General features: G+C 64.6%; 14 protein-coding genes. 7 read left to right on the forward strand and 7 right to left on the reverse strand.

The features are described 5' to 3' along the window. Positions 1-207 precede the first annotated feature (207 nt). The 3 genes from VJ673_RS08775 to VJ673_RS08785 form a co-directional block, all read right to left on the reverse strand. Positions 208-4,635: a beta strand repeat-containing protein gene (locus VJ673_RS08775; protein WP_324125696.1), complete on the reverse strand. Its 4,428-nt coding sequence runs from the start codon at positions 4,633-4,635 to the stop codon at positions 208-210. Between the two features lie 193 nt (positions 4,636-4,828). Then, on the reverse strand, positions 4,829-6,052 hold the full coding sequence (locus tag VJ673_RS08780; RefSeq protein WP_324125697.1) for a glycosyltransferase family 4 protein: 1,224 nt from the start codon (positions 6,050-6,052) through the stop codon (positions 4,829-4,831). Between the two features lie 2 nt (positions 6,053-6,054). Then, positions 6,055-8,097, reverse strand: a complete 2,043-nt coding sequence (locus VJ673_RS08785) for a TonB-dependent receptor plug domain-containing protein (RefSeq protein WP_324125698.1) — start codon at positions 8,095-8,097, stop codon at positions 6,055-6,057. A 164-nt stretch (positions 8,098-8,261) separates the two neighbouring features. Between VJ673_RS08785 and VJ673_RS08790 the strand changes: the two genes are divergently transcribed. Together VJ673_RS08790 and VJ673_RS08795 are read left to right on the forward strand one after the other, a co-directional pair. Then, positions 8,262-9,218 (forward strand): hydrogen peroxide-inducible genes activator, encoded by a 957-nt coding sequence (locus VJ673_RS08790; protein WP_324125699.1) that lies wholly within the window; start codon positions 8,262-8,264, stop codon positions 9,216-9,218. A gap of 70 nt (positions 9,219-9,288) precedes the next feature. Continuing rightward, the gene (locus tag VJ673_RS08795) at positions 9,289-10,461 is read left to right on the forward strand and encodes an FAD-dependent oxidoreductase (protein ID WP_324125700.1); all 1,173 of its coding nucleotides are present in this window, start codon (positions 9,289-9,291) and stop codon (positions 10,459-10,461) included. Positions 10,462-10,498: 37 nt separating this feature from the next. On the opposite strand, the gene VJ673_RS08800 is transcribed toward VJ673_RS08795, so the two are convergent. From VJ673_RS08800 to VJ673_RS08815, 4 genes are all read right to left on the reverse strand, one after another. Continuing rightward, on the reverse strand, positions 10,499-13,108 hold the full coding sequence (locus VJ673_RS08800; RefSeq protein WP_324125701.1) for a DNA topoisomerase III: 2,610 nt from the start codon (positions 13,106-13,108) through the stop codon (positions 10,499-10,501). Between the two features lie 108 nt (positions 13,109-13,216). Continuing rightward, positions 13,217-13,684 (reverse strand): Smg family protein, encoded by a 468-nt coding sequence (locus tag VJ673_RS08805; protein WP_324125702.1) that lies wholly within the window; start codon positions 13,682-13,684, stop codon positions 13,217-13,219. An 18-nt stretch (positions 13,685-13,702) separates the two neighbouring features. Further along, positions 13,703-14,875 (reverse strand): DNA-processing protein DprA, encoded by a 1,173-nt coding sequence (gene dprA, locus VJ673_RS08810; protein WP_324125703.1) that lies wholly within the window; start codon positions 14,873-14,875, stop codon positions 13,703-13,705. 17 nt (positions 14,876-14,892) lie between these two features. Then, the gene (locus tag VJ673_RS08815; protein ID WP_324125704.1) at positions 14,893-15,918 is read right to left on the reverse strand and encodes a LysM peptidoglycan-binding domain-containing protein; all 1,026 of its coding nucleotides are present in this window, start codon (positions 15,916-15,918) and stop codon (positions 14,893-14,895) included. A gap of 162 nt (positions 15,919-16,080) precedes the next feature. Between VJ673_RS08815 and def the strand changes: the two genes are divergently transcribed. The 5 genes from def (at position 16,081) to VJ673_RS08840 (ending at position 19,283) form a co-directional block, all read left to right on the forward strand. Further along, on the forward strand, positions 16,081-16,584 hold the full coding sequence (def, locus tag VJ673_RS08820) for a peptide deformylase (protein ID WP_324125705.1): 504 nt from the start codon (positions 16,081-16,083) through the stop codon (positions 16,582-16,584). Further along, positions 16,581-17,528 (forward strand): methionyl-tRNA formyltransferase, encoded by a 948-nt coding sequence (fmt, locus tag VJ673_RS08825; protein WP_324125706.1) that lies wholly within the window; start codon positions 16,581-16,583, stop codon positions 17,526-17,528. Before def ends, fmt begins: the two co-directional genes overlap by 4 nt. A gap of 107 nt (positions 17,529-17,635) precedes the next feature. Further along, entirely contained in the window at positions 17,636-18,481 is an 846-nt protein-coding gene (htpX, locus tag VJ673_RS08830) for a zinc metalloprotease HtpX (RefSeq protein WP_324125707.1), read from the forward strand. Between the two features lie 22 nt (positions 18,482-18,503). Beyond that, positions 18,504-19,016: a molybdopterin-guanine dinucleotide biosynthesis protein B gene (gene mobB, locus VJ673_RS08835; RefSeq protein ID WP_324125708.1), complete on the forward strand. Its 513-nt coding sequence runs from the start codon at positions 18,504-18,506 to the stop codon at positions 19,014-19,016. Beyond that, positions 19,017-19,283, forward strand: a complete 267-nt coding sequence (locus VJ673_RS08840) for a hypothetical protein (RefSeq protein ID WP_324125709.1) — start codon at positions 19,017-19,019, stop codon at positions 19,281-19,283. It begins immediately after the preceding gene. The last annotated feature ends 105 nt before the right edge of the window (positions 19,284-19,388 follow it).

Here is a 19,388-nt window from a genome sequence, read left to right on the forward strand (position 1 = left end):
TAGGCTTCAGGGTCATGCGGGAAAATTCGTTCGATTGCTCACCGGTGTGCGTAGATCTACCTACGCTTCCGGTTACAGAGGCGCACGAGGCTGCTCGACATTGCTGTGCGATGGCCGTTGTCGGTCACTCCTCGGGCAACCGTGTCGACGAACCAGTCGTCGCGTCAGGTTGCCCGGGAGTGATGTCAATATGTGCTGACGTGGTGCTCAGACGAACAGATCGCTGCTTGCAAGCGTTGTTGCGCCGCTCAACTGGATGGCGAACTCGGCATCGGCATCGGCATCCACGTTGCCGTACAGTACGCCACCGACGAATTTGAGCTGCCCCGCCGCGGAGAACGCCGTTGCGCTGTCGATAAAGCCCGTGAACGCGTCATTCGTCGTCGTCGCGGTGTTGGCGTCGAGCGTCGACAGATCGATCTTGTCCTGACCAGACACGAAATCGGCAATGACGTCCCATGTCAGGCTGCTTGTGCCCGTCTCTGATAGCGAATCGAAATCGAAGGTGTCGTTGCCTGCACCGCCCGTCAGCGAATCGGCTCCGAGACCGCCGATCAACGTGTCGTTGCCGTCGCCACCGTTGATCGTATCGTTGCCTGTGTAGCCCAGCAGACGGTTGGCTCCGGTGTTGCCGAGGATATTGTTCGCCAGAGCATTGCCCGACCCGCCGATCGAATTCGTACCCGACAACTGCAGGTTTTCGACGTTCGCACTCAGCATGTGGCTGACCGACGAAATCACCTTGTCCACACCCCCGGTCGAGGTTTCGACCACCTTGTCGAACGCATTATCGACGTAATAGATGTCGTTGCCTGCGCCGCCCGACATTGCGTCGGCGCCGCCGGCGCCGTTGAGCACGTTGTTGTAGGCGTTTCCGACGAGATTGTTGGCGAGCGCGTTGCCGGTGCCGCTCAGTACGCTAGACGAGGCCGCGAGCGTCAGGTTCTCGAACGAAGCCCCGAGCGTGAAGCCATTAACGTATGTGATCACGGTATCGATGCCGGAACCGTCGATGAGCACGTCGCCGGCGCCGACGTAATAGACGTCATTGCCGGTTCCGCCGTCCATTGTGTCGATCCCTGCCCCGCCGGCGAGCGTGTCGTTGCCGTCGAGCCCATACAGGACGTTCGCGTTCGAATTGCCAAACAGCTTGTTCGCCGCGGCGCTGCCAACCGCATTCGTGGCCGTCGAGCCCTCCGGGAGGGTCAGATTTTCGATGTACGAGAACGTGCTCGATGTCGATACGCCGCTGACATAGCCGCCGAGCGATGCGCTGAAACTCGCGATGACGGTATCGTTCCCGGTGTCGCTGTATGACTCGCTGACGTAATCGTAAGTCGAATCGGCGTAGTACGTGTCATTGCCCGCCCCGCCTGCCATAGTGTCGTAGCCGCTACCGCCGTTGAGCGTGTCGTCGCCGAGTCCGCCGATCAGCGAGTCGTTGCCCGTGTCGCCCGACAGCGCGTTGTTCGCGGCGCTGCCCATGATCGTGTTGTTGAACGAGTTGCCGATGCCGGTCACGGCGTTGCCGAGCAACTCGAGGTTTTCGACGTTGGCGCCGAGCGTGTAGCTCGACAGCTTCGAGCTGACCTTATCGATGCCTTCGGCTGCGCTTTCGACGACCACGTCGCCTGCATTGTCAACCACGTAAGTGTCGTCACCCGCGCCACCGGTCATGCTGTCGGTGCCGGCGCCGCCGTCGAGCGTATCGTTGCCGGCGCCGCCGACGAGTGTGTCGTTCGACACGAAACTGCCGACCTGGATCGGCAGCACGGTCTGCAGCATCTGCCCCGTCGACGACATCGTCATCAGCTTAGCGGTGATCTGGTCGGTGCCCGAGGCGCTCAGCGAAATCGCCGTCGACTCGAACTGCACGCCCAACGGGCCGACTGTGAAGCGGTCAGAGCCGACCAGATCGACCATTTCGCCGTTGCGATAAATCTCAACCCACGCGCTCTCGGTCAGTTCGAGCACTGACGAGTTGATCAGCGATGCATCCAGTTCCTCCGGATTCATCACGAGGATCGCCGAGTTGTTGTCGATGCCGTCGTCGAGCATGTCGAGCGGGTTCTCGGATGCTCCGGCACCGGTGCCGATCGCGCGGATCGCCGTGCCACCCTGGCCCATCGCGCGGATCTGCGCGGCGGTGGTCTCGTAACCCGAGTCTGTGGGAGCCCCGTCGGATACGAAGAATACGATATTCTGTCCCGAGCCGAACTGAGCGAGTTGCGTCTGCGCTTCGGTCAGCGCGGCGTTGTAAGCGGTGCCGCCGTCCGGCCGCAGCGTCATCAGGCTTTCGGCCAGATCCGCAATACCGTTGCCGTTGCCGTCGGCCCCGGGCGCGCCGGAGTAAATCGTCTCGGCGGTGTCGTCGAACTGCACCAGCGACACGCGCACCTGACTGCCCAGGCCGCTGTCGACAATCGACTGGTTGAGCTTCTGCATCGACGCGATCGCTGCATCCATCGTCGTGTTGCCGTAGCCGTCACCGTTCATGTCGGGGATGGAGACGCTGCCGGTGAAGGAATCGGACATGCTGCCCGAGTGATCGACGACGTAGACGACGTTGACGCCCGCTTGCGCGAGGCTCACCGAGCTGATCGTTCCGGTGACCTGCACGCTACCGCTCGCGATCTCGGGCGCCGAAAGGTTCAGCGCAACGCTCTTGCCATTGATGATGGCATCGCTCGAAGCGACGCGCGCCTCCGGCCCACCCTGATCACCGACCAGCATATCGTTGCCGTCGCCACCGCTGAGCGAATCGTTGCCGCTGCCACCGAATAAGGAGTCGTTTCCGAGTCCGCCGGCGAACGTGTTGTTTGCGAGATTGCCGACGATCCGATTGTCCAACTCGTTACCGTTCATCCACGTCGCGGTGCCGAGTAGGATGCCGTTCTCGACGTTGCTGCCGAGCGTTTGGCCGCCCAGCGCGGTCTTGACGGTGTCGATGCCGGCGCCGATACCTTCGGTAATGACGTCGAGTGCATTGTCGACGACATAGACATCGCTACCGGCGCCGCCGGCCATCGTGTCGGCACCTGCGCCGCCGTCCAGCAGGTTGTCGATAGCGTTGCCGGTGAGCGTATTGTTGAGGCTGTTGCCGGTGCCCTTGAAGGCCGCGCCTGACAATGTCAGTCCTTCGACGTTCGAAGTCAGGGCGTAGTTTACGCTGGCGATGACGTTGTCAGTGCCGGCGCCGGACGCTTCGACCACGATATCGCCCGACGAATCGACCAGATATGTGTCATTACCGTTGCCGCCGGTGAGCGTATCAATGCCTGCGCCGCCGTCGAGCGTGTCGTTGCCGTCGCCGCCGCTGAGGCTGTTCCTGCCGCTGTTGCCGCTCAGCAGGTTGCCCAGCGCGTTGCCCGTGCCGTTGATGTTGCCACTGCCGGTCAGCACCAGATTCTCGACCTCCATGCCGAGCGTCCAGCTGATGCCGGCCTTGACGGTATCGGTGCCGCCGGACGCCGCCTCAACGACAATGTCCCCCGTTCCGACGACATAGATGTCGTTGCCGGCGCCGCCGGTCAAGGTGTTGATCGCGCTGTTTTGACTGCCGTCGAGCACGTTGTTCGCGGTGTTGCCGGTCGCATTGACCGCTGCCGAGCCAGTCAGCGTGATGTTCTCGAGATAGGGCCGGGTCGAGATGTCATAGGACACCGAGGACTTGACGGTGTCGATGCCCTCGTTGGCATACTCGTTCACGACGTCGCCGGTGGCGTTCACGACATAGGTATCGTTGCCAAGTCCGCCGAGCATCGTGTCATTGCCGCCGGCACCGTCGAGGGTGTCGTTGCCGTCGAGGCCGGTCAGCGTGTTGTTCGCCGAGTTGCCCGCGATCACGTTGTCGCGCGCGTTGCCTGTGCCGTTGATCGCCGAAGTGCCCGTCAAGGTCAGATTCAGCTGGTATGACTCCAATGTGGTCGTGACCGAGCTTGAGACGTCTTGTGTGAAATTCGTGAGTCCGCCCAGGTCGCCCGCCGTCATGCCGGCGAGGTAGGCGCTGCTGCTCAGGTTGGCGAGCGAGTTGCCGATCGTCGTTGCCCCCGACGTATCGGCCGCGAGCGCATAGAAATGCATGATCACCTTCGTTTCGCCTGCGGCGAGCGTCAGGTCATAGGAGGTGTGTGGCTGGTCGGTGTATGGTTGCGTGGTCGTGCTCGGCGAGCCGCTGCCGCCGGAGACGACATGAACGAGTTGGGTTGCGGTCGCGTTATACGACGAACCGTATGCATACCAGTCGTCGGACGCGTCCCGCGTCGTATCGCCGCTGCTGGTCGCGACAATCTGCGAATTGCCGTCATAGTAGATGTTGTCGCCGAGATCGACCTTGACACTGGTGCTTGAGCTGCCGGTGTTGGTGACGACTTCGAGCACGCGTACGAATCCGTCGCCGAAGTAGGTCTTGCGTGTCAGCGAGATGCCGGTAGCGGTGCCGGTCACTTCCTGGGTATTGGTGCCGACCGTCGGCGTGCCCCAGGACAGGGACGTGGAATACGACCCGCCATTGATATATAAGGCGAGGTTGGTGCTGTCCAGCGTGTAATAGTAGTTGCGGTAGCCGTTGTCGATGTTGCCGTAGCTGTCGACATACCACTGGTTACCGCTTGCATCCGTGTACGACAAAGACATGTTTTCCCCCTTGATGAACTCGACGTGGCCGCGACGTGCCGACCCTGTCACCTGAATCGAATACCCATTCAGGCTGACACAAACAAATACAAAATGATCTCATCATTTGTGGCATTGACGCACGTCAAGAAAGTCACGGTGGGAGCATCGGAAGGGAGCGCGCGCGCGGGCGCATGCAGGCAGTGGGCTGGGCTTACGCCCGCAATGTCAGGAAATCCAGCATCCTCGGCAGGCACCGCGTGCGCAGGTCATAGTGGTCGACGATCGTCTGGCGCGCACGCAACCGTAGCGCCGATGCGGTGACCGGGTCCTGCAGCACCTGCGAGACCGTGTCGGCGAGCGCCTGCGCATCGAAGAAGTCGACCAGCAAGCCGTTGTCGCCGTGCCGCAGCACCTCCTGAACCGGCTCGGTCGCCGACGCGACCAGGGCGCAGCCGGCCGCCATCGCTTCGAGCATGGACCACGAGAGCACGAAGGGATAGGTCAGATAGATGTGGGCTGCCGACACTTGTAGCACCTTGAGGTACTGCGCGTAGGGCAGTTTTCCGAGGAAGTGCACGCGCGACCAGTCGACCGTGTCGCCCAGTTCGCGGCAGTAGAGTTCGCGGAAACTGCCGTTCGGCAGCCGCGCGCCGTAGCTGACCTCGTCCCCGCCGGCGATCAGCACGCGCGCGTTCGGTCGACGACGCAACAATGCCGGCAGCGCGCGCATGAAGGTATGGAAGCCGCGGTAGGGCTCCAGGTTGCGCGCGACATAGGTGACGATCTCGTCTCCGGCCTTTAGCGTCTGTCCCGCGACGCAGACGCAGGCCGTGGCATCGGGACGCACCTGCGTCGTATCGACGCCCTCGTGGATCACTTCGATCTTCGGCTGGAATTCCGCCGGAAAACGCTGCTTCTGCCACCGGGTCGGCGCAAGGCCGTGGTCGCAGGAAACGAGGGACTGCAACTGCGTACTGTTCTTCACCCGCACCCGCAGGCGGTCATCGAGCGTCGTCGGAAATTCCGGATCGAAGCCGACGTCGCCGCCGCGGCCCCGATAGTAGTACTCGAAATAATTGATGTGTCGCGCCTCGGGAAACGCGTCGCGCAGGAACAGCGCTTCGCCCCATCCCGGATGGGCGACCACCACGTCCGGTCGGAAACCTTGCTGCCCGAGGTGCTGCGCGGCACGCATCACGCTCTGTCCGCGCCGGATGTGGCCTTCGAAATCGCGGATGTAGTGATGCGTCTCCCTGTGCCCGCGAGCAGGCGATTCGTAGCCGACGATTTGAATGCGCGGATGCAGCGTCGGCCGGTTCCTGAGCATGTTCGCGTCGCCGATGCCGACGACCCGGTGCGCGGCGTCGTCCGCGAGGGCCCGCGCCACGTGGGCGAATTGCCCGGGCAGGTTCTGATGGACGAAGAGAAAATTCATCCTCAGAACTCAGTCGTCACGCTCAGCGCGACCTGCGGCTCGACCCGATTCACCGGCCGGTCGCCAGCCAGGCGCTGCAACGGGTAATTCGCGAGCTCCTGGTGCTTGCCGAGGAGGTTGATGCCGGTCAGGCGCACTTCCACGTGCTGCCCGCCTTCGAGCACGAAGTTGCGCGCGATGCTCGCATCCGCGGTCGTGTAGGCCGGCACGCTGTAGCGGTAGCTCGGCGTGAAGCCGTTGCCGGCATCGACGGGACCGCTGCGCAGCAGCGTCAGTGTGCTCTGCCACGGCCCGCTGCGCTGCAGCCAACTCAGGCTCGCGGTATAGGGGGCGACGCTGCGGCGGATCGCCTCCTCGTCCGAGCGCGCCTTGATCAGCGTGTGGCTGAAAAGCAGCTGCCCCCCCTCCCACGGACGCACCTGCAACTGATATTCGATGCCCTCGACGCGAATCACGTCGTCGCGATTGACCCACTGCGAAGGCGGGAGCAGGCGCTGCACGATCGCCTGGAAGGGGTTCGTCGCCGGCACGTTCACGGTCTCGCGGCGGATCTGGTCGCGCGTCTCCTCGTGAAAGACGCGCACGTCGATCTGCGCGCGGCCGTCGGGCAGCTGGCCGAGGAAGCCCAGCTCGAAGGCGTCGATGCGCGGCGGCTCGATGTCCGGATTCGCGATCTGGCGTTGTTGCAGTAAAAGCGTCGTGCCGGGCACATAAATGCGCACGTCGGCGTTGCGATCGAACATGCCCGGCTGGCGGTACGCACGCGTATAGCCGGCGCGCCAGGACTGGGCCGCGGTCGGCAGCCAGTTCAGGAACACGCGTGGCGACAGGCGGGTCTGGTCGTACTGGGCGTTCTCCGCCATCAGCCCGGCGTTGAGCAGCCATTCTCTGGCGAAGCGCCATTCGCTGTTGCCGTACAGCCGCGCGGTCTCCTGCGACTGCTTCGGGTCGCTGTAGAAGAGGAAGGGCGACACGAATTCGTCATGGCGCCATTCAGCGCCCCAACCCAGCCGCAGCCGGTCGGACGCGCTGAGGTGATGTTCGAATTCGAGGTTGTGGCGCGTCGTCGTGTTGTTCTCATTGACCGGCACCTCGAGCAGCGGAACGCCGAGTCCCTGCAGCCCGCGGCTGCTGATCTTCCACTCGTCGCGCGCCTTCTCGCGCGCGTAGTTCGTCGATAGCACGAACTCCTCATCGCTGGTCGGCGCGTGTCGCCAGCGCAGTTGCACGAACTCCGAATGCGTCGCCGCCTCGCGTTCCGGGTTCATGTTGAACTGGCTGTTGTCGTAGCCGCGCTCGCGATCGCTGTGCATCACGCCGGCGGCCATCGTGACTTCGTCGTAAGTGCCGATGCGCAGATCCCCGCGCAGGTTCGCCCGGTTGGTCGTGCGATCGTCGTGCAGCCCGCTCATGCCGTCGTCGCGCTCGCGCTGCACCGTCAGGCGAATGCCGAGCGGCCCCTGCTGGCCCACTGCGCGTGCGCTGCCGCCCGCGATGCCGTTCGTGCCGCCGCGCAACATCACCGCGCTGCCTGCTTCCTCGGAAGTGTGGCGCGTGATGATGTTGACGATGCCGTCGAAGGCCTGCGAACCATAAGCCGCCGAATCCGTTCCGCGCACGACCTCGATGCGCTCGATGTCCTCGATCGCGACCGGGATGCCGCCGGCGAAGGCGCCGCCGAAATACGGCGCGTACAACGGACGGCCGTCGAGCAGCAGTTGCATCTGCCTCGGGTAGTCGGTGCCCGGACCGTGATAGCTCGCCCACTGGTCGTTGCCGCTTTCCTGCGCAATCTGCATTCCGGGGACCAAGCGTAGCAGGCGTCCAATGTCGCGATACCCGGTCGCACGGATCAGCTCGCGGTCGAGGATCGTGATCGCGGCCGGCGTCTCGCGTTGCGGCTTCGGCATCCGTGACACCGTCAGCACGACGGGCAGCGGCTCGAAGAACGACTGTTCGGATTCGAGAGACTGCCCTGCAGCGGGGCAGGACAGGATAAGCAGGGCTGCCGGAAGCAGGCCTGCATGGCAGGAAGTGCGTTGCATGGCGACGATTCTTCTTTTTTCGCTGGCGGCCACAAAGGCCAGGACACGTTTTGAAACATTATAAGGCACACGACAGTAAGGGATTTTGACCCTGTTCAAGATCCCAAGCGGAGTACCATCATCAACGCACGCTATCGAATTCGCTCTCAGGCACGCCTGCAGCCATGACGCTCACAGACCTCCGCTACCTCATCGCCCTGGCCCACGAACGCCATTTTGGCCGCGCGGCCGAAAAATGCCACGTCAGCCAGCCCACTTTGTCGGTGGCGATCAAGAAAGTCGAGGACGAACTCGGCGTCCAGCTCTTCGAACGCAGTGCGACCGAGGTCAAGATCACCGCCACCGGTCAGCGCATCGTCGCACAGTCCGAAAAGGTCCTGATGGAAGCCGCGCAAATCCATGAGATCGCCGCGGCCGGCAAGGATCCGCTGTCCGGTCCGCTGCGCCTGGGCGTGATCTTCACGATCGCCCCCTACCTGCTGCCGCGCATGATTCCACGCGTGCATCGGCTTGCGCCGCGCATGCCGCTCATCATCACCGAGAACTACACCTCGCGGCTGCTCGAAGCGCTTAAACGGGGCGAACTCGACGTGATCGTGCTGTCGCTGCCGTTCGAAGAGGCCGGCATCGTCGCGCAGCCGGTCTACGACGAACCCTTCCGCGTGCTGATGCCCGCCGAGCACCCTTGGACCGCCCGCGAAAGCATCGAACCGGACCGCCTTTCCGACGAACAGCTGCTGCTGCTCGGCGCCGGCAATTGCTTCCGCGAACAGGTGCTCGAAGTCTGCCCACAATGCCGCAGCGTCAGTGGCCTGCAGCGCACGCTCGAAGGCAGCTCGCTCGAAACCATCCGCCACATGGTCGCGACCGGGCTCGGCGTCACCGTGCTACCCAGTTCCGCCGCCGACGAGCTGCCCGCCCAGAACAACCTCGTCGCCGTGCGCCCCTTCGCAGCCCCCGAACCTTCACGCCGCGTCGTGCTCGCCTGGCGCGTCACCTATCCGCGCAGCGGCGCCATCGACGTGCTGCGTACCGCCATCCTCGAAAGCCAGCTCCCCGGCGTGCGCCCGATCGGTCCCGCAGTGCCGCAAGAAAGCGCTGCGGTCGGCGCAGCGGCGTGATTCATTCCCGCGCCGCGTCCCGTCGCGCGGCGTAGCGTTGGTGATACGTGGGCTTCACGTGAGGCCGAACATGAGCGCACCCCTTGTCATCGTCGGAACGGGCATGGCCGGATACGGCCTGCTGCGGAGCTTGCGCCATATCGACACGCGCCAGCCGGTGTGGATCGCCGCCGCCGACGACGGCGCCGCCTATGCGAAGTTCGAACTCGCCACGGCCCTCGCCCAGCGCCGCGAGGCCGCCCAACTGGTGGTCGCGACTGCGGAGCAGATGGCCTACCGCTTCGAGGCGACGATCCAGCCGCACTGCCGCGTCGTCGGCATCGACCGCGAACGCCGCGTCCTGCGTATCGAAACCAGCGGGCACGCCAACGACGAGCAGGCCTATTCCCGCCTCGTCCTCGCGACCGGAGCTGAAGCCCTGCGCCCTTCCGCGATGCGCGGCGGCGCCACCGACCGCATTCTGACCGTTAGCAGCTTGGCCGAATACACGTATCTGCGCAGCGAACTGGCCGGTCGCAAGCGCGTCGTGGTGCTCGGCGGCGGCCTGCCGGGCTGCGAGCTCGCCGGCAACCTGCTGCGCGGCGGCTGCGAAGTGATGCTCCTTGAACCGCAGAACCGCCTGCTCCACGACTCCTTCCCGACGCTCTGCGCCGGCCGCATAGAGGAGGACCTGCGATCGGCGGGGGTGAGCCTGTGGATCGAGGACGGCATCCATCGCATCGAGCAGCGTGGCTATGACCTCGAGATCACGACGCTCTCGGGCGCCCGCCTCGTCGCCGAGGTCGTCGTCGCGGCCCTTGGGAGCCGCCCACGCAGCACGCTCGCGCGCGAGGCCGGCCTCGATGTCACGTCCGCGGTCGTCGTCGATGGCCGGATGCGGAGTTCGGACGAGCACATTTTCGCAGTCGGCGAATGCGCGCAGACGGCAAACCGCGTCTTCACGCATGTCGACGACATCGAGGAGAGTGTGCACGTGCTGGCCGGGGTCCTGACGGGGGGGGCAAACCGCATGCTCCGCTGGCATCCGCGCTCGCGACGCCTGCAGACAGGTTACGGCGAGGCTGTTATCTGCGAGCCGCCGCGCGGGCTCGACGGCGAATGGCACGAGTGCGCGACGGGCCGCGGCGTGCGCGCGCTATTCCATGACCGCAGCGGGAAGTTGCGCGGCTTCGCGTTGGTCGGTGCCACCACCGACGACACGCATCGCCTGCTCTCGCACGTCGGACACTGGTGGTCGGGCTGACTCCGCGCGCGGGCGCGCGGCCGGCCCGACCGTGCTTTCAGCTTTCCGCGCTGCGCCGACGCGTGGCCGGCTTCTTCGCCGCAGGGGCGGGTGCCGCCTCTTCTCCGGCCTTCGCAGGTGCCGCGTCCGTGCCGTCGGCCGGCTTGCCGTTGCCCGCCTTGCCCTTCGCACCCGCTTTCGGCGCCTTCGGTTCGAACTCGAAGCCGACCTTGCCGTCCGCACCGCGCACCAAGAAGGCCGAGAACTTGCGCTTCGTGCGCGTCGACACGAAGCCCTTCAACAGGTCGGTGCGGCCGTTGGCCAGCAGCTTCGTCATCTGCTCGCGCTCGACCGGCTGCTGCAGAATGACCTTGCCGGAGCGGAAATCACAGGACTTTTCGGGCCCCACGGACTTTTCGCAGACGTAGGCCATGCCGTGCTCGTACACGGGTGAGGCGCACTTCGGACACGGGCCGAGCGCTTCCTGGCCCGAAAAGTCGACCGCTTCCGCGCCCTCGCCGTCATCCTTCGGCTGACCGAAATCGAACTCGGGCTGCTTGTCGTCATTGAGCTTGATCTCGGCGTTGAAGAGCCGGCCCATCTTGCTGCGGAATCCCATCAGCGGTCCGACCTTACCTTCGCGGAGCAGCGTCTCGATCTCGTTGATCTCGAACTGGCGCCCGGCCACGATCTTCCATGCGCTCCAGTCGCAGGCTTGGCAGGCGAACTTCTTGTAGTTCTCCTTCACCACCCCGCCACACCTCGGGCAGGGCGTCGACAGCGTGACGAAATCGCCCGGCACGGTATCGGATTCGTAGCGCTTCGCGCGCTCGACGACTTCGCGCGCCATCTCGGCGATCTCGCGCATGAACTCGGGCCGCGACAGTTGGCCGCGTTCCATCTGCGAGAGCTTATGCTCCCACTCACCGGTCAGTTCCGGCGAAGTCAGCGCGGACACGTCGAGGCCCTTCAACAACGTGATCAGCGAGAACGCCTTCGCGCTCGGGATCAGCTCGCGGCCCTCGCGGTGAATGTACTGTTCCGCGATCAGGCCTTCGATGATCTGCGCCCGCGTCGCCGGCGTGCCGAGACCGCGCTCGGCCATCGCCGCGCGCAGCTCCTCGTCGTCCACCATCTTGCCCGCGCCTTCCATCGCCGAAAGCAGCGTCGCTTCGTTGTAGCGTGCCGGCGGCTTCGTGACGAGGCTCTTCACGACGATGTCGTCCGTCGACACCGTTTCGTTCGGCTGCACCGCGACAAGCTGCGCGCCGCCGCCCCCGCCCGTGCCATCCTCGTCGTCCTTGACGCCTTCCTTGCCGTACACCGCGAGCCAGCCCGGATTGACGAGCACCTTGCCCTCGGTCTTGAAGGCCTCGTCCACGACGCGAGTGATGCGGGTCGTGATGCGGTACTCGGCGGCCGGGTAGAAGACCGACAGGAAGCGCCGCGTCACCAGATCGTAGATCTTGTGCTCGGCCTCCGACAGGCTTTTCGGCACGGTGCCGGTCGGGATGATCGCGAAGTGGTCCGAAATCTTCGCGTTGTTGAAGATCCGTTTGTTCGGCTTCACCCAGCCCTGCTTCGCGATCTCGCTCGCGAAAGGCGCGTACGCGTCCGGCAGCGCCCGCATCACGTCCTTCACCGTGCCGAGATAGTCCTCGGGCAGCGCGCGTGCGTCGGTTCGCGGATAGGTCAGCACCTTGTGCTTCTCGTACAGCGCCTGCGCGATCTGCAAGGTCACCCGAGCCGAGAAGCCGAAGCGGCCGTTTGCCTCGCGCTGCAGGCTCGTCAGGTCGAAGAGCAGCGCCGAGAGCTGGGTCGAGGGTTTGGATTCCTCGCTGACCTGGCCCGGCTTGCCGTCGCACTTCGCCTTGATTGCCTCGGCGCGCGCCTTGTCCCACAGCCGGAAGGCCGTCGCGTGCTCGTCGCCCTCGGCCTTCTTGAACTTCTCGTCGAACCAGCGGCCAGCGTAGCTGCCAGCCTGGCAGCCGAAGGACGCTTCGAGTTCCCAGTAGTCGCGCGGCTTGAACAGGCGGATCTTTTGCTCGCGCTCGACGACGATCGCGAGCGTCGGCGTCTGCACGCGTCCGACCGTGGTCAGGTGGAAGCCCCCGGTCTTAGAGTTGAACGCCGTCATCGCGCGCGTGCCGTTGATGCCGATCAGCCAGTCGCTTTCGGCACGGCACACAGCGGCTGAGCGCAGGCCTTCGACCTCCTGCGCCGAGCGCAGGTGTGCGAAGCCTTCCCGGATCGCATTGGCTGTCATCGACTGCAGCCACAGGCGTGACACCGGTTTGTCGGTCTTCGCGTGCTGCGCGATGAAATTGAAGATCAGCTCGCCTTCGCGTCCCGCGTCACAGGCGTTGATGAGGCCGGTGACGTCCTTGCGCTTGATGAGCCGAGTCAGGAGCTTCAGGCGGTCATCGGTCTTCTCGATCGGTTTGAGCGCGAACTGCGGCGGGATCACCGGCAGGTGGGCGAAGGTCCATTTGCCGCGCTTGACCTCGTATTCCTCGGGAACGACCAGTTCCAGCAGGTGGCCGACTGCGGACGACAGGACATACTCGTCCGACTCGAAGTAGTCCTTTTCCTTCGTGAAGCCGCCCAGCGCGCGAGCAATGTCCTGCGCGACCGAGGGCTTTTCCGCGATGATCAGTTGCTTGCTCATGCCGGTGTGGCTGCCTTGGAAAGCCACGAAGGGCTTTAGTCAATAGGGTTATGAAGCGGCGCATGATAAGCAGGCCGCCGTAACGTCCGCAAGCGGCGCCGGTCTTCCTTACTGCGGTAGCAAGCCTTCGTCGTCGAAGTCTTCGCCCAGCAGTTCGTCGACGATCAGTCCGTCGATCGGCAGCTCGCGTTGCCACAGCACCATCAGCACGATCACCTTCAGGCGCCCCAGGCTGACGTTGAAACCGTCGAGCGCAAGCGTGCGTTCGACGATGATTTCGCGCGTTGCCGCGTCGAGCGTGCCCGCGTTCTCCAGGAAGGCAAGGAAGCCCCGGCAGTCTGCGTCCAGACGCGTTTGCTCCTCAGCGCTATACAGGCGGATGGAGCCCGGCGCGGGCGTCATCAGCAGGGGCGAGGTCGTGCCGACGTTGCGCAGGCCGGTCAGCCACTCCAGCGCTTCGCTGATCTCGTCCTGCTCGAATCCGGCGGCCGAGAGCTTGCGCGCGAGCTGGTCCGACTCCGGACAGGCGGTGGCGTGAACGTAATTCTCGAAGAGATAGACCAGGATATCGAACATGTTGGCGCACCCCACAAATCAGAGGCGCTGGAAGCGCCCGCCCGGCAGTCGGGTGATCTGTCCGTCGAGCTCCAGCGGAAGCAGAATGGCGTAGAGCGCATCGAGCGTCAAGCTGCAACGTATCGCCAGCGTGTCGATGTCGAGCGGATCGTGGCCGAGCGCGTTGAGGACGATGGCATGTTCAGGCGGCCCTTGCGGGATTTCGAGCTGCCGTCCAGACGGTGCTGCGGCGGCCGCGCGAGGACGGCGACGGCCTGCCGGGCTCGGGGCCCCGACAGGTCTCGACGACCGACCGGCGTCGCTTCGCAATGCTAGGGGCGCGCCCCATGCGAGTTCCTCAAGGACATCTTCCGCGGTCTCGACCAGCTTGGCCCCGTCGCGGATCAGGCGGTGGCAGCCGCGGGCGAGCGGCGAATGGATCGAACCGGGAATCGCAAAGACTTCGCGCCCGCAATCGGTCGCGAGGCGCGCGGTAATCAGCGAACCGCTGCCGAGCGCCGCTTCGACGACGAGCACGCCGCGTGAGAGGCCGGCGATGATGCGATTGCGGCGGGGGAAGTTGTGCGGCAGGGGCGGGGTGCCGAGCGGGAATTCGCTGACGATCGCCCCTCGTGCGGCGATTTCACGCGCAAGCGCCTGGTGTTTGGCCGGGTAGATGCGGTCGGCGCCCGTACCGATCACGGCGATCGTGCGCCCCTCAGGGACGCCCAGGGTACCCTGATGCGCCGCCGCGTCAATGCCCAACGCGAGGCCGCTGACGACTGTCAGGCCGGCGGACGCGAGACTGGCGGCGAAGGCTTCGGCATTGGCGAGGCCGGCCGGAGTCGCCGACCGAGCGCCCACCATCGCAAGGCTCGCGCTTTGCAGCAGCCCCAGATCACCCTTCACATACAGCAGTACCGGAGGATCGGGAATTTCAAGCAACGCCTGGGGGTAGCCCGCGTCACCGAGCGTGACGACGTGGTTGCCGGGTTCGCGCGCCCAGTTCAGCGCGGCGTCGATGCGAGCTTGATCCGGCGCCGCGAGCAGCAGGTCGGTCGCGTCGCCGCCGACGACGCTGGCCAGGCTGCTGCGGCTCGCGCAGAAGATCTGCTCGGGCAGCCCGAACGCGGCGAGCAAGGTGCGCTGGCGTTCGGGGCCCAGGCCGGGGAGAAGGGTAAGCCGCAGCCACGCGGCGAGATCGTCCTCCACGGAGAGGGAAGCGGCGCTCAGGGCTTGCGGACGCTGTCGCCGATCGTCGCCGGACCGTCGGTGTCCATCACGAGCGCGTAGGAGACGCGATCGAAGACGCGGAACACCATCGCGAGGCCGAAGCGCTTTTCCGGCAGTACGAAGGATTCCTTATTGCCCTCGTCGTCCTTGTACACAACTGCCCCGCGATTGCGATGCAGTGCGAGCACGTGGCCGCGTTCCACGCCGTCGCGGCTACCGATATTGAGCGTGACGACGCTGTTGCGGCCCGTCTCAGTAACGCCGCGGTAGATGCCGATCAGGCGGCCTTCGACTGCCTTGTCCGGCGCGTGCGGTGCATACGAGAAGACTTCAGGCGCATCGGCTTCGACGAGGCGGTCGCCGGTGCCGACTTCCTCGACGGACTCGACGATTTCCAGCGTCGCGGGCGTGCCGGCCTCGGTGACCCGCGCCGTGCCGAGGAAGGCAGCTTCGTAGCCCAGCACTTCGTGGGTCTGCGGGTCGACCAGCGGCTTGGCGGGGCGGAACACCTGCCACACCTTCTGCTCGCCCTTCACGTTCTTCGCAAAAATCGTGTCGCCCGGGCCCATGTACACGCGGCTGGTTTCCGTGGCGACGATGGTGCCGGCCTGCGCCAGGCGCGTTTCATCGACCACCAGCGGCTTCGTCAAGAAGGGCTCGATGGCCTGCATCGGGATCGTCGCGATCGCCGTGTCGAGCGGTTCACTGTAGACCTGCGGTTGCAGCTTCTGCTCGCCGACGCGCCGGCCGATCGTCAGATACGGGCCGCTGCGGTCGAGAACGATGATCTGACCCGGATAGATCAGGTGCGGATTGCGGATCTGCACGCGATTCAGGCGCCATACCTCCGGCCAGCGCCAGGGCTCCTTCAGAAAGCGACCAGAGATGCCCCATAGGGTGTCCCCGCGTACCACCGTGTAGCTGTCGGGCGCGTTATCGGCCAGGGCAGCGGGGGCCGCGATTGCGCCGGAGCTGAGAAGGGTCGCAACGCTGAACAGGAGAGAGAATATAATGCGGGTCATCACTCGCTTCCGATAGAAGCAAACAGGGTTCTCGTACTGCCGGAACATCACCCGCCGGTCGAGGGTCCAATCCGCAGTCTCGATTCGAATGCCTCGGCATGCCACTTTGCATGCCAAAGCACTTGAAATTCTGCACGTAATGACTTAACCCGGCAAGCATTTATGGCGCTATTACCGATTCTTCGTTATCCCGACCCGCGTCTGCACATCCGTGCCAAACCGGTCGAGGCGGTCGACGACTCGATCCGGCAACTCGTCAGGGACATGGCCGAGACCATGTACGAGGCGCCGGGAATCGGACTCGCCGCGACGCAGGTCGACGTACATAAACGCATCGTCGTGATCGATATCAGCGAGGATCGCTCTCAGCTGCGAGTCTTCATCAACCCCGAAATCCTGGAAAAGTCAGGCGAGCATATTGGCGAGGAAGGCTGCCTGTCGGTACCTGGCATCTACGAAACCGTGTGCCGCGCCGGGCACGTGCGCGTGCGCGCGCTCGACGGCGACGGCAAGCCTTTCGAGCTCGAAGCGGATGGCCTGCTCGCCGTGTGCATCCAGCACGAGCTCGACCACCTCGAGGGCAAGGTCTTCGTCGAATACCTGTCACCGCTGAAGCTGAACCGCATCAAGACGCGGCTCGCCAAGAAAGCGCGGATCACCGCGTGAGCGCCCCCGCTTTGCGCGTCGCCTTCGCGGGCACGCCGGAGTTCGCCGCCGCCGCACTCGAAGCGATCCTCGATGCCGGCTTTTCCGTACCCCTAGTGCTGACCCAGCCCGACCGGCCCGCCGGTCGCGGCATGAAGCTGACCGCAAGCCCGGTCAAACAAGTCGCGCTCACGCACGGGATTCCCGTCGATCAACCCGAAAAGCTGCGCACGGACGAACAGCGGGCGGCCCTCGTCACGTGTGCGCCGGATGTGCTGGTCGTCGCGGCCTACGGTCTGATCCTGCCGCGCGCGGTGCTCGAACTGCCGCGTTTCGGCTGCCTCAACATCCACGCCTCGCTGCTCCCGCGCTGGCGCGGCGCCGCGCCGATCCATCGCGCGATCGAGGCCGGAGATGCCGAGACCGGGATCACGATCATGCAGATGGACGAGGGGCTCGACACCGGACCGATGCTGATGAAGGGCGCGGTTCCAATCGCCGACGACGACACCACCGCGACGCTCCACGACCGTCTCGCCACACTCGGCGCCGGCATGATCGTCGAGGCCCTGCGGCGCCTGCCGAAAGGCGAGCTTAGGCCGATTCCTCAGCCCGGCGACGGCGTGACCTACGCCGCGAAGATCGGCAAGGCCGAGGCGGCTCTCGCGTGGCAGCGTTCCGCGATCGAGCTCGCGCGCGCGGTGCGGGCCTTCAATCCCTTCCCCGGTGCGGTGGCGACGCTGCGCGAGGTACCTGTGAAGATGTGGTCGGCCGAGCCGGTCAGCGGCCGAGGCGACCCGGGGATCGTTCTCGCCGCCGATGATAGTGGCGTGGTTATCGCATGCGGTGAGCAGGCGCTACGCGTGACCGAGCTGCAAAAGCCTGGTAGCCGCCGTATGCCGGCGGGGGAATTTCTGCGCGGTTTTCCGGTCACTGCAGGCGAACGCTTCGATTCGGCAGTCTGATTCCGGCGGCGCTTCCGATCCTCGCCCCCGCAGGCGCTTGAATCCACGGCGACCGGCCCCATTTAATAGACTGACATTCCCTCACCCATAAGGAAGGAAGACGCATCATGTTCGGCAATTGGCTCAAGACCTCGATCCTGATGGCGGGCATCGTCGCACTGTTCGGTGCGGTCGGCGCCATGCTGGGGGGCGAGAAGGGCATGCTGATGGCACTGCTTTTCGGCGGCGCGATGAACGTATGGGCTTATTGGTTCTCGGACAAGATGGTGCTGCGCATGTACAACGCGCGCGAAGTCGACGAGGCCACCTCGCCCTACCTGTACAACATGGTCCGCGGCCTTTCCCAGCGCGCCGGTCTCCCGATGCCGCGCGTCTACATCATTGACGAGAATCAGCCCAACGCCTTCGCGACCGGACGCAATCCCGAGCACGCGGCCGTCGCCGCCACGACGGGCATCGTCCGCATGCTCTCCGAGCGCGAGCTCCGCGGCGTAATGGCCCACGAGATGGCGCACGTCCGCAATCGCGACATCCTGATCTCGACGATCTCGGCCACCGTCGCCGGCGCGATTTCGATGCTGGCCCAGTTCGGTATGTTCTTCGGCGGCAGCCGGGACGACGATCGTCCGAATCCGGCGCTGCAGATTCTCGTGATGATCCTTGCTCCGATCGCCGCGATGGTGATCCAGATGGCGATCTCACGCACCCGTGAGTTCGGTGCGGACCGCGGCGGAGCCGAGATCTCCGGCGACCCCGAGGCACTCGCGAGCGCGCTCGCGAAGATCGACGCCTACGCCCGCGGCATCCCGATGCACACGGCCGAGGAACATCCCGAAACCGCGCAGATGATGATCATGAATCCGCTCTCGGGCGACGGCCTGCGCAGCCTGTTCTCGACCCACCCCTCTACCGAGGAGCGTATCGCGCGCCTGCGCGAACTCGCCGCTCGTTAAGTAGACAGACCTGGCCGCGCGAATGCGGGTAATCGGATTCGCCGGCTGGTCCGGCAGCGGCAAGACCTCCCTCATCGAGCGCGTCATCGCCCTCCTCGACGGCCGCGGCCTCACGGTCTCCCTCGTCAAGCACGCCCATCACACTTTCGACATCGACCACGAAGGCAAGGACTCGTGGCGGCACCGTCATGCCGGCTGCCGAGAGGTCATGATCAGCTCCGGCCGGCGCTGGTCCTTGACGCACGAACTGCGCGGCGACGCCGAAATACCGCTCGATGTCCTGCTCGCCAAGCTCTCCGACTGCGATCTCGTCCTCGTCGAAGGCTTCAAGCGCGCACCGATCCCCAAGATCGAGGTTTATCGCGCGGAAGTCGGAGCACCGCTGCTGTTCCCCGACGATCCTTATATTGTCGCGATCGCGAGCGACTCTGACGTCGCCACCGCACTCCCGCTGCTCGACATCAACGATCCGCAGGCGGTCGCCAACTTCATCGTCGAGTACTTGTTTACACAGACGACGCTCCACGTTTCCTGAATGGTGGTTTTCTCAAGCCCTCGGATTCGTCGTGGCGGGACTTTGAACCTTCGCCAGGATTTGTTGGTTGAAGCAGTTGACGAATATTCGGAACTCTATACAATGCGCCCCTCTTCGCGACGTTGCCGGCAGATGCGGCGGCGGCGGGAAGAGGAAAGAGCGTTGAGCGCGGCGGTGTTGAAGGAAATAAAAAACACAGCAGTACTTGACGGCGACAAGGAAGTTTGTCAAAATCTCTTTCTCGCTGCTTCGGCAGCGGTTCTTTAAAAAATTGGACAACCGATAAGTGTGAGTGCTCGGTGACGGCAGGCGCAAGCGGATTCTTCGGAGTCTGCGCTTTGCAAGCATTGAGTGCTCAAAAGTAAGTCAGTA

Origin of the sequence: Aromatoleum sp. (genome assembly GCF_035254505.1) — a bacterium.
Taxonomy (GTDB): Bacteria; Pseudomonadota; Gammaproteobacteria; order Burkholderiales; family Rhodocyclaceae; genus Aromatoleum.

What these genes read in the sequence shown, in the direction of transcription:
- mobB (WP_324125708.1), top strand. Translation starts at nt 18,504, where the DNA reads ATGCGGGTAATCGGATTCGCCGGCTGGTCCGGCAGCGGCAAGACCTCC.
- VJ673_RS08815 (WP_324125704.1), bottom strand. Translation starts at nt 15,918, where the DNA reads ATGACCCGCATTATATTCTCTCTCCTGTTCAGCGTTGCGACCCTTCTC.
- VJ673_RS08805 (WP_324125702.1), bottom strand. Translation starts at nt 13,684, where the DNA reads ATGTTCGATATCCTGGTCTATCTCTTCGAGAATTACGTTCACGCCACC.
- VJ673_RS08790 (WP_324125699.1), top strand. Translation starts at nt 8,262, where the DNA reads ATGACGCTCACAGACCTCCGCTACCTCATCGCCCTGGCCCACGAACGC.
- htpX (WP_324125707.1), top strand. Translation starts at nt 17,636, where the DNA reads ATGTTCGGCAATTGGCTCAAGACCTCGATCCTGATGGCGGGCATCGTC.
- VJ673_RS08800 (WP_324125701.1), bottom strand. Translation starts at nt 13,108, where the DNA reads ATGAGCAAGCAACTGATCATCGCGGAAAAGCCCTCGGTCGCGCAGGAC.
- VJ673_RS08775 (WP_324125696.1), bottom strand. Translation starts at nt 4,635, where the DNA reads ATGTCTTTGTCGTACACGGATGCAAGCGGTAACCAGTGGTATGTCGAC.
- VJ673_RS08795 (WP_324125700.1), top strand. Translation starts at nt 9,289, where the DNA reads ATGAGCGCACCCCTTGTCATCGTCGGAACGGGCATGGCCGGATACGGC.
- def (WP_324125705.1), top strand. Translation starts at nt 16,081, where the DNA reads ATGGCGCTATTACCGATTCTTCGTTATCCCGACCCGCGTCTGCACATC.
- VJ673_RS08780 (WP_324125697.1), bottom strand. Translation starts at nt 6,052, where the DNA reads ATGAATTTTCTCTTCGTCCATCAGAACCTGCCCGGGCAATTCGCCCAC.
- VJ673_RS08840 (WP_324125709.1), top strand. Translation starts at nt 19,017, where the DNA reads ATGGTGGTTTTCTCAAGCCCTCGGATTCGTCGTGGCGGGACTTTGAAC.
- VJ673_RS08785 (WP_324125698.1), bottom strand. Translation starts at nt 8,097, where the DNA reads ATGCAACGCACTTCCTGCCATGCAGGCCTGCTTCCGGCAGCCCTGCTT.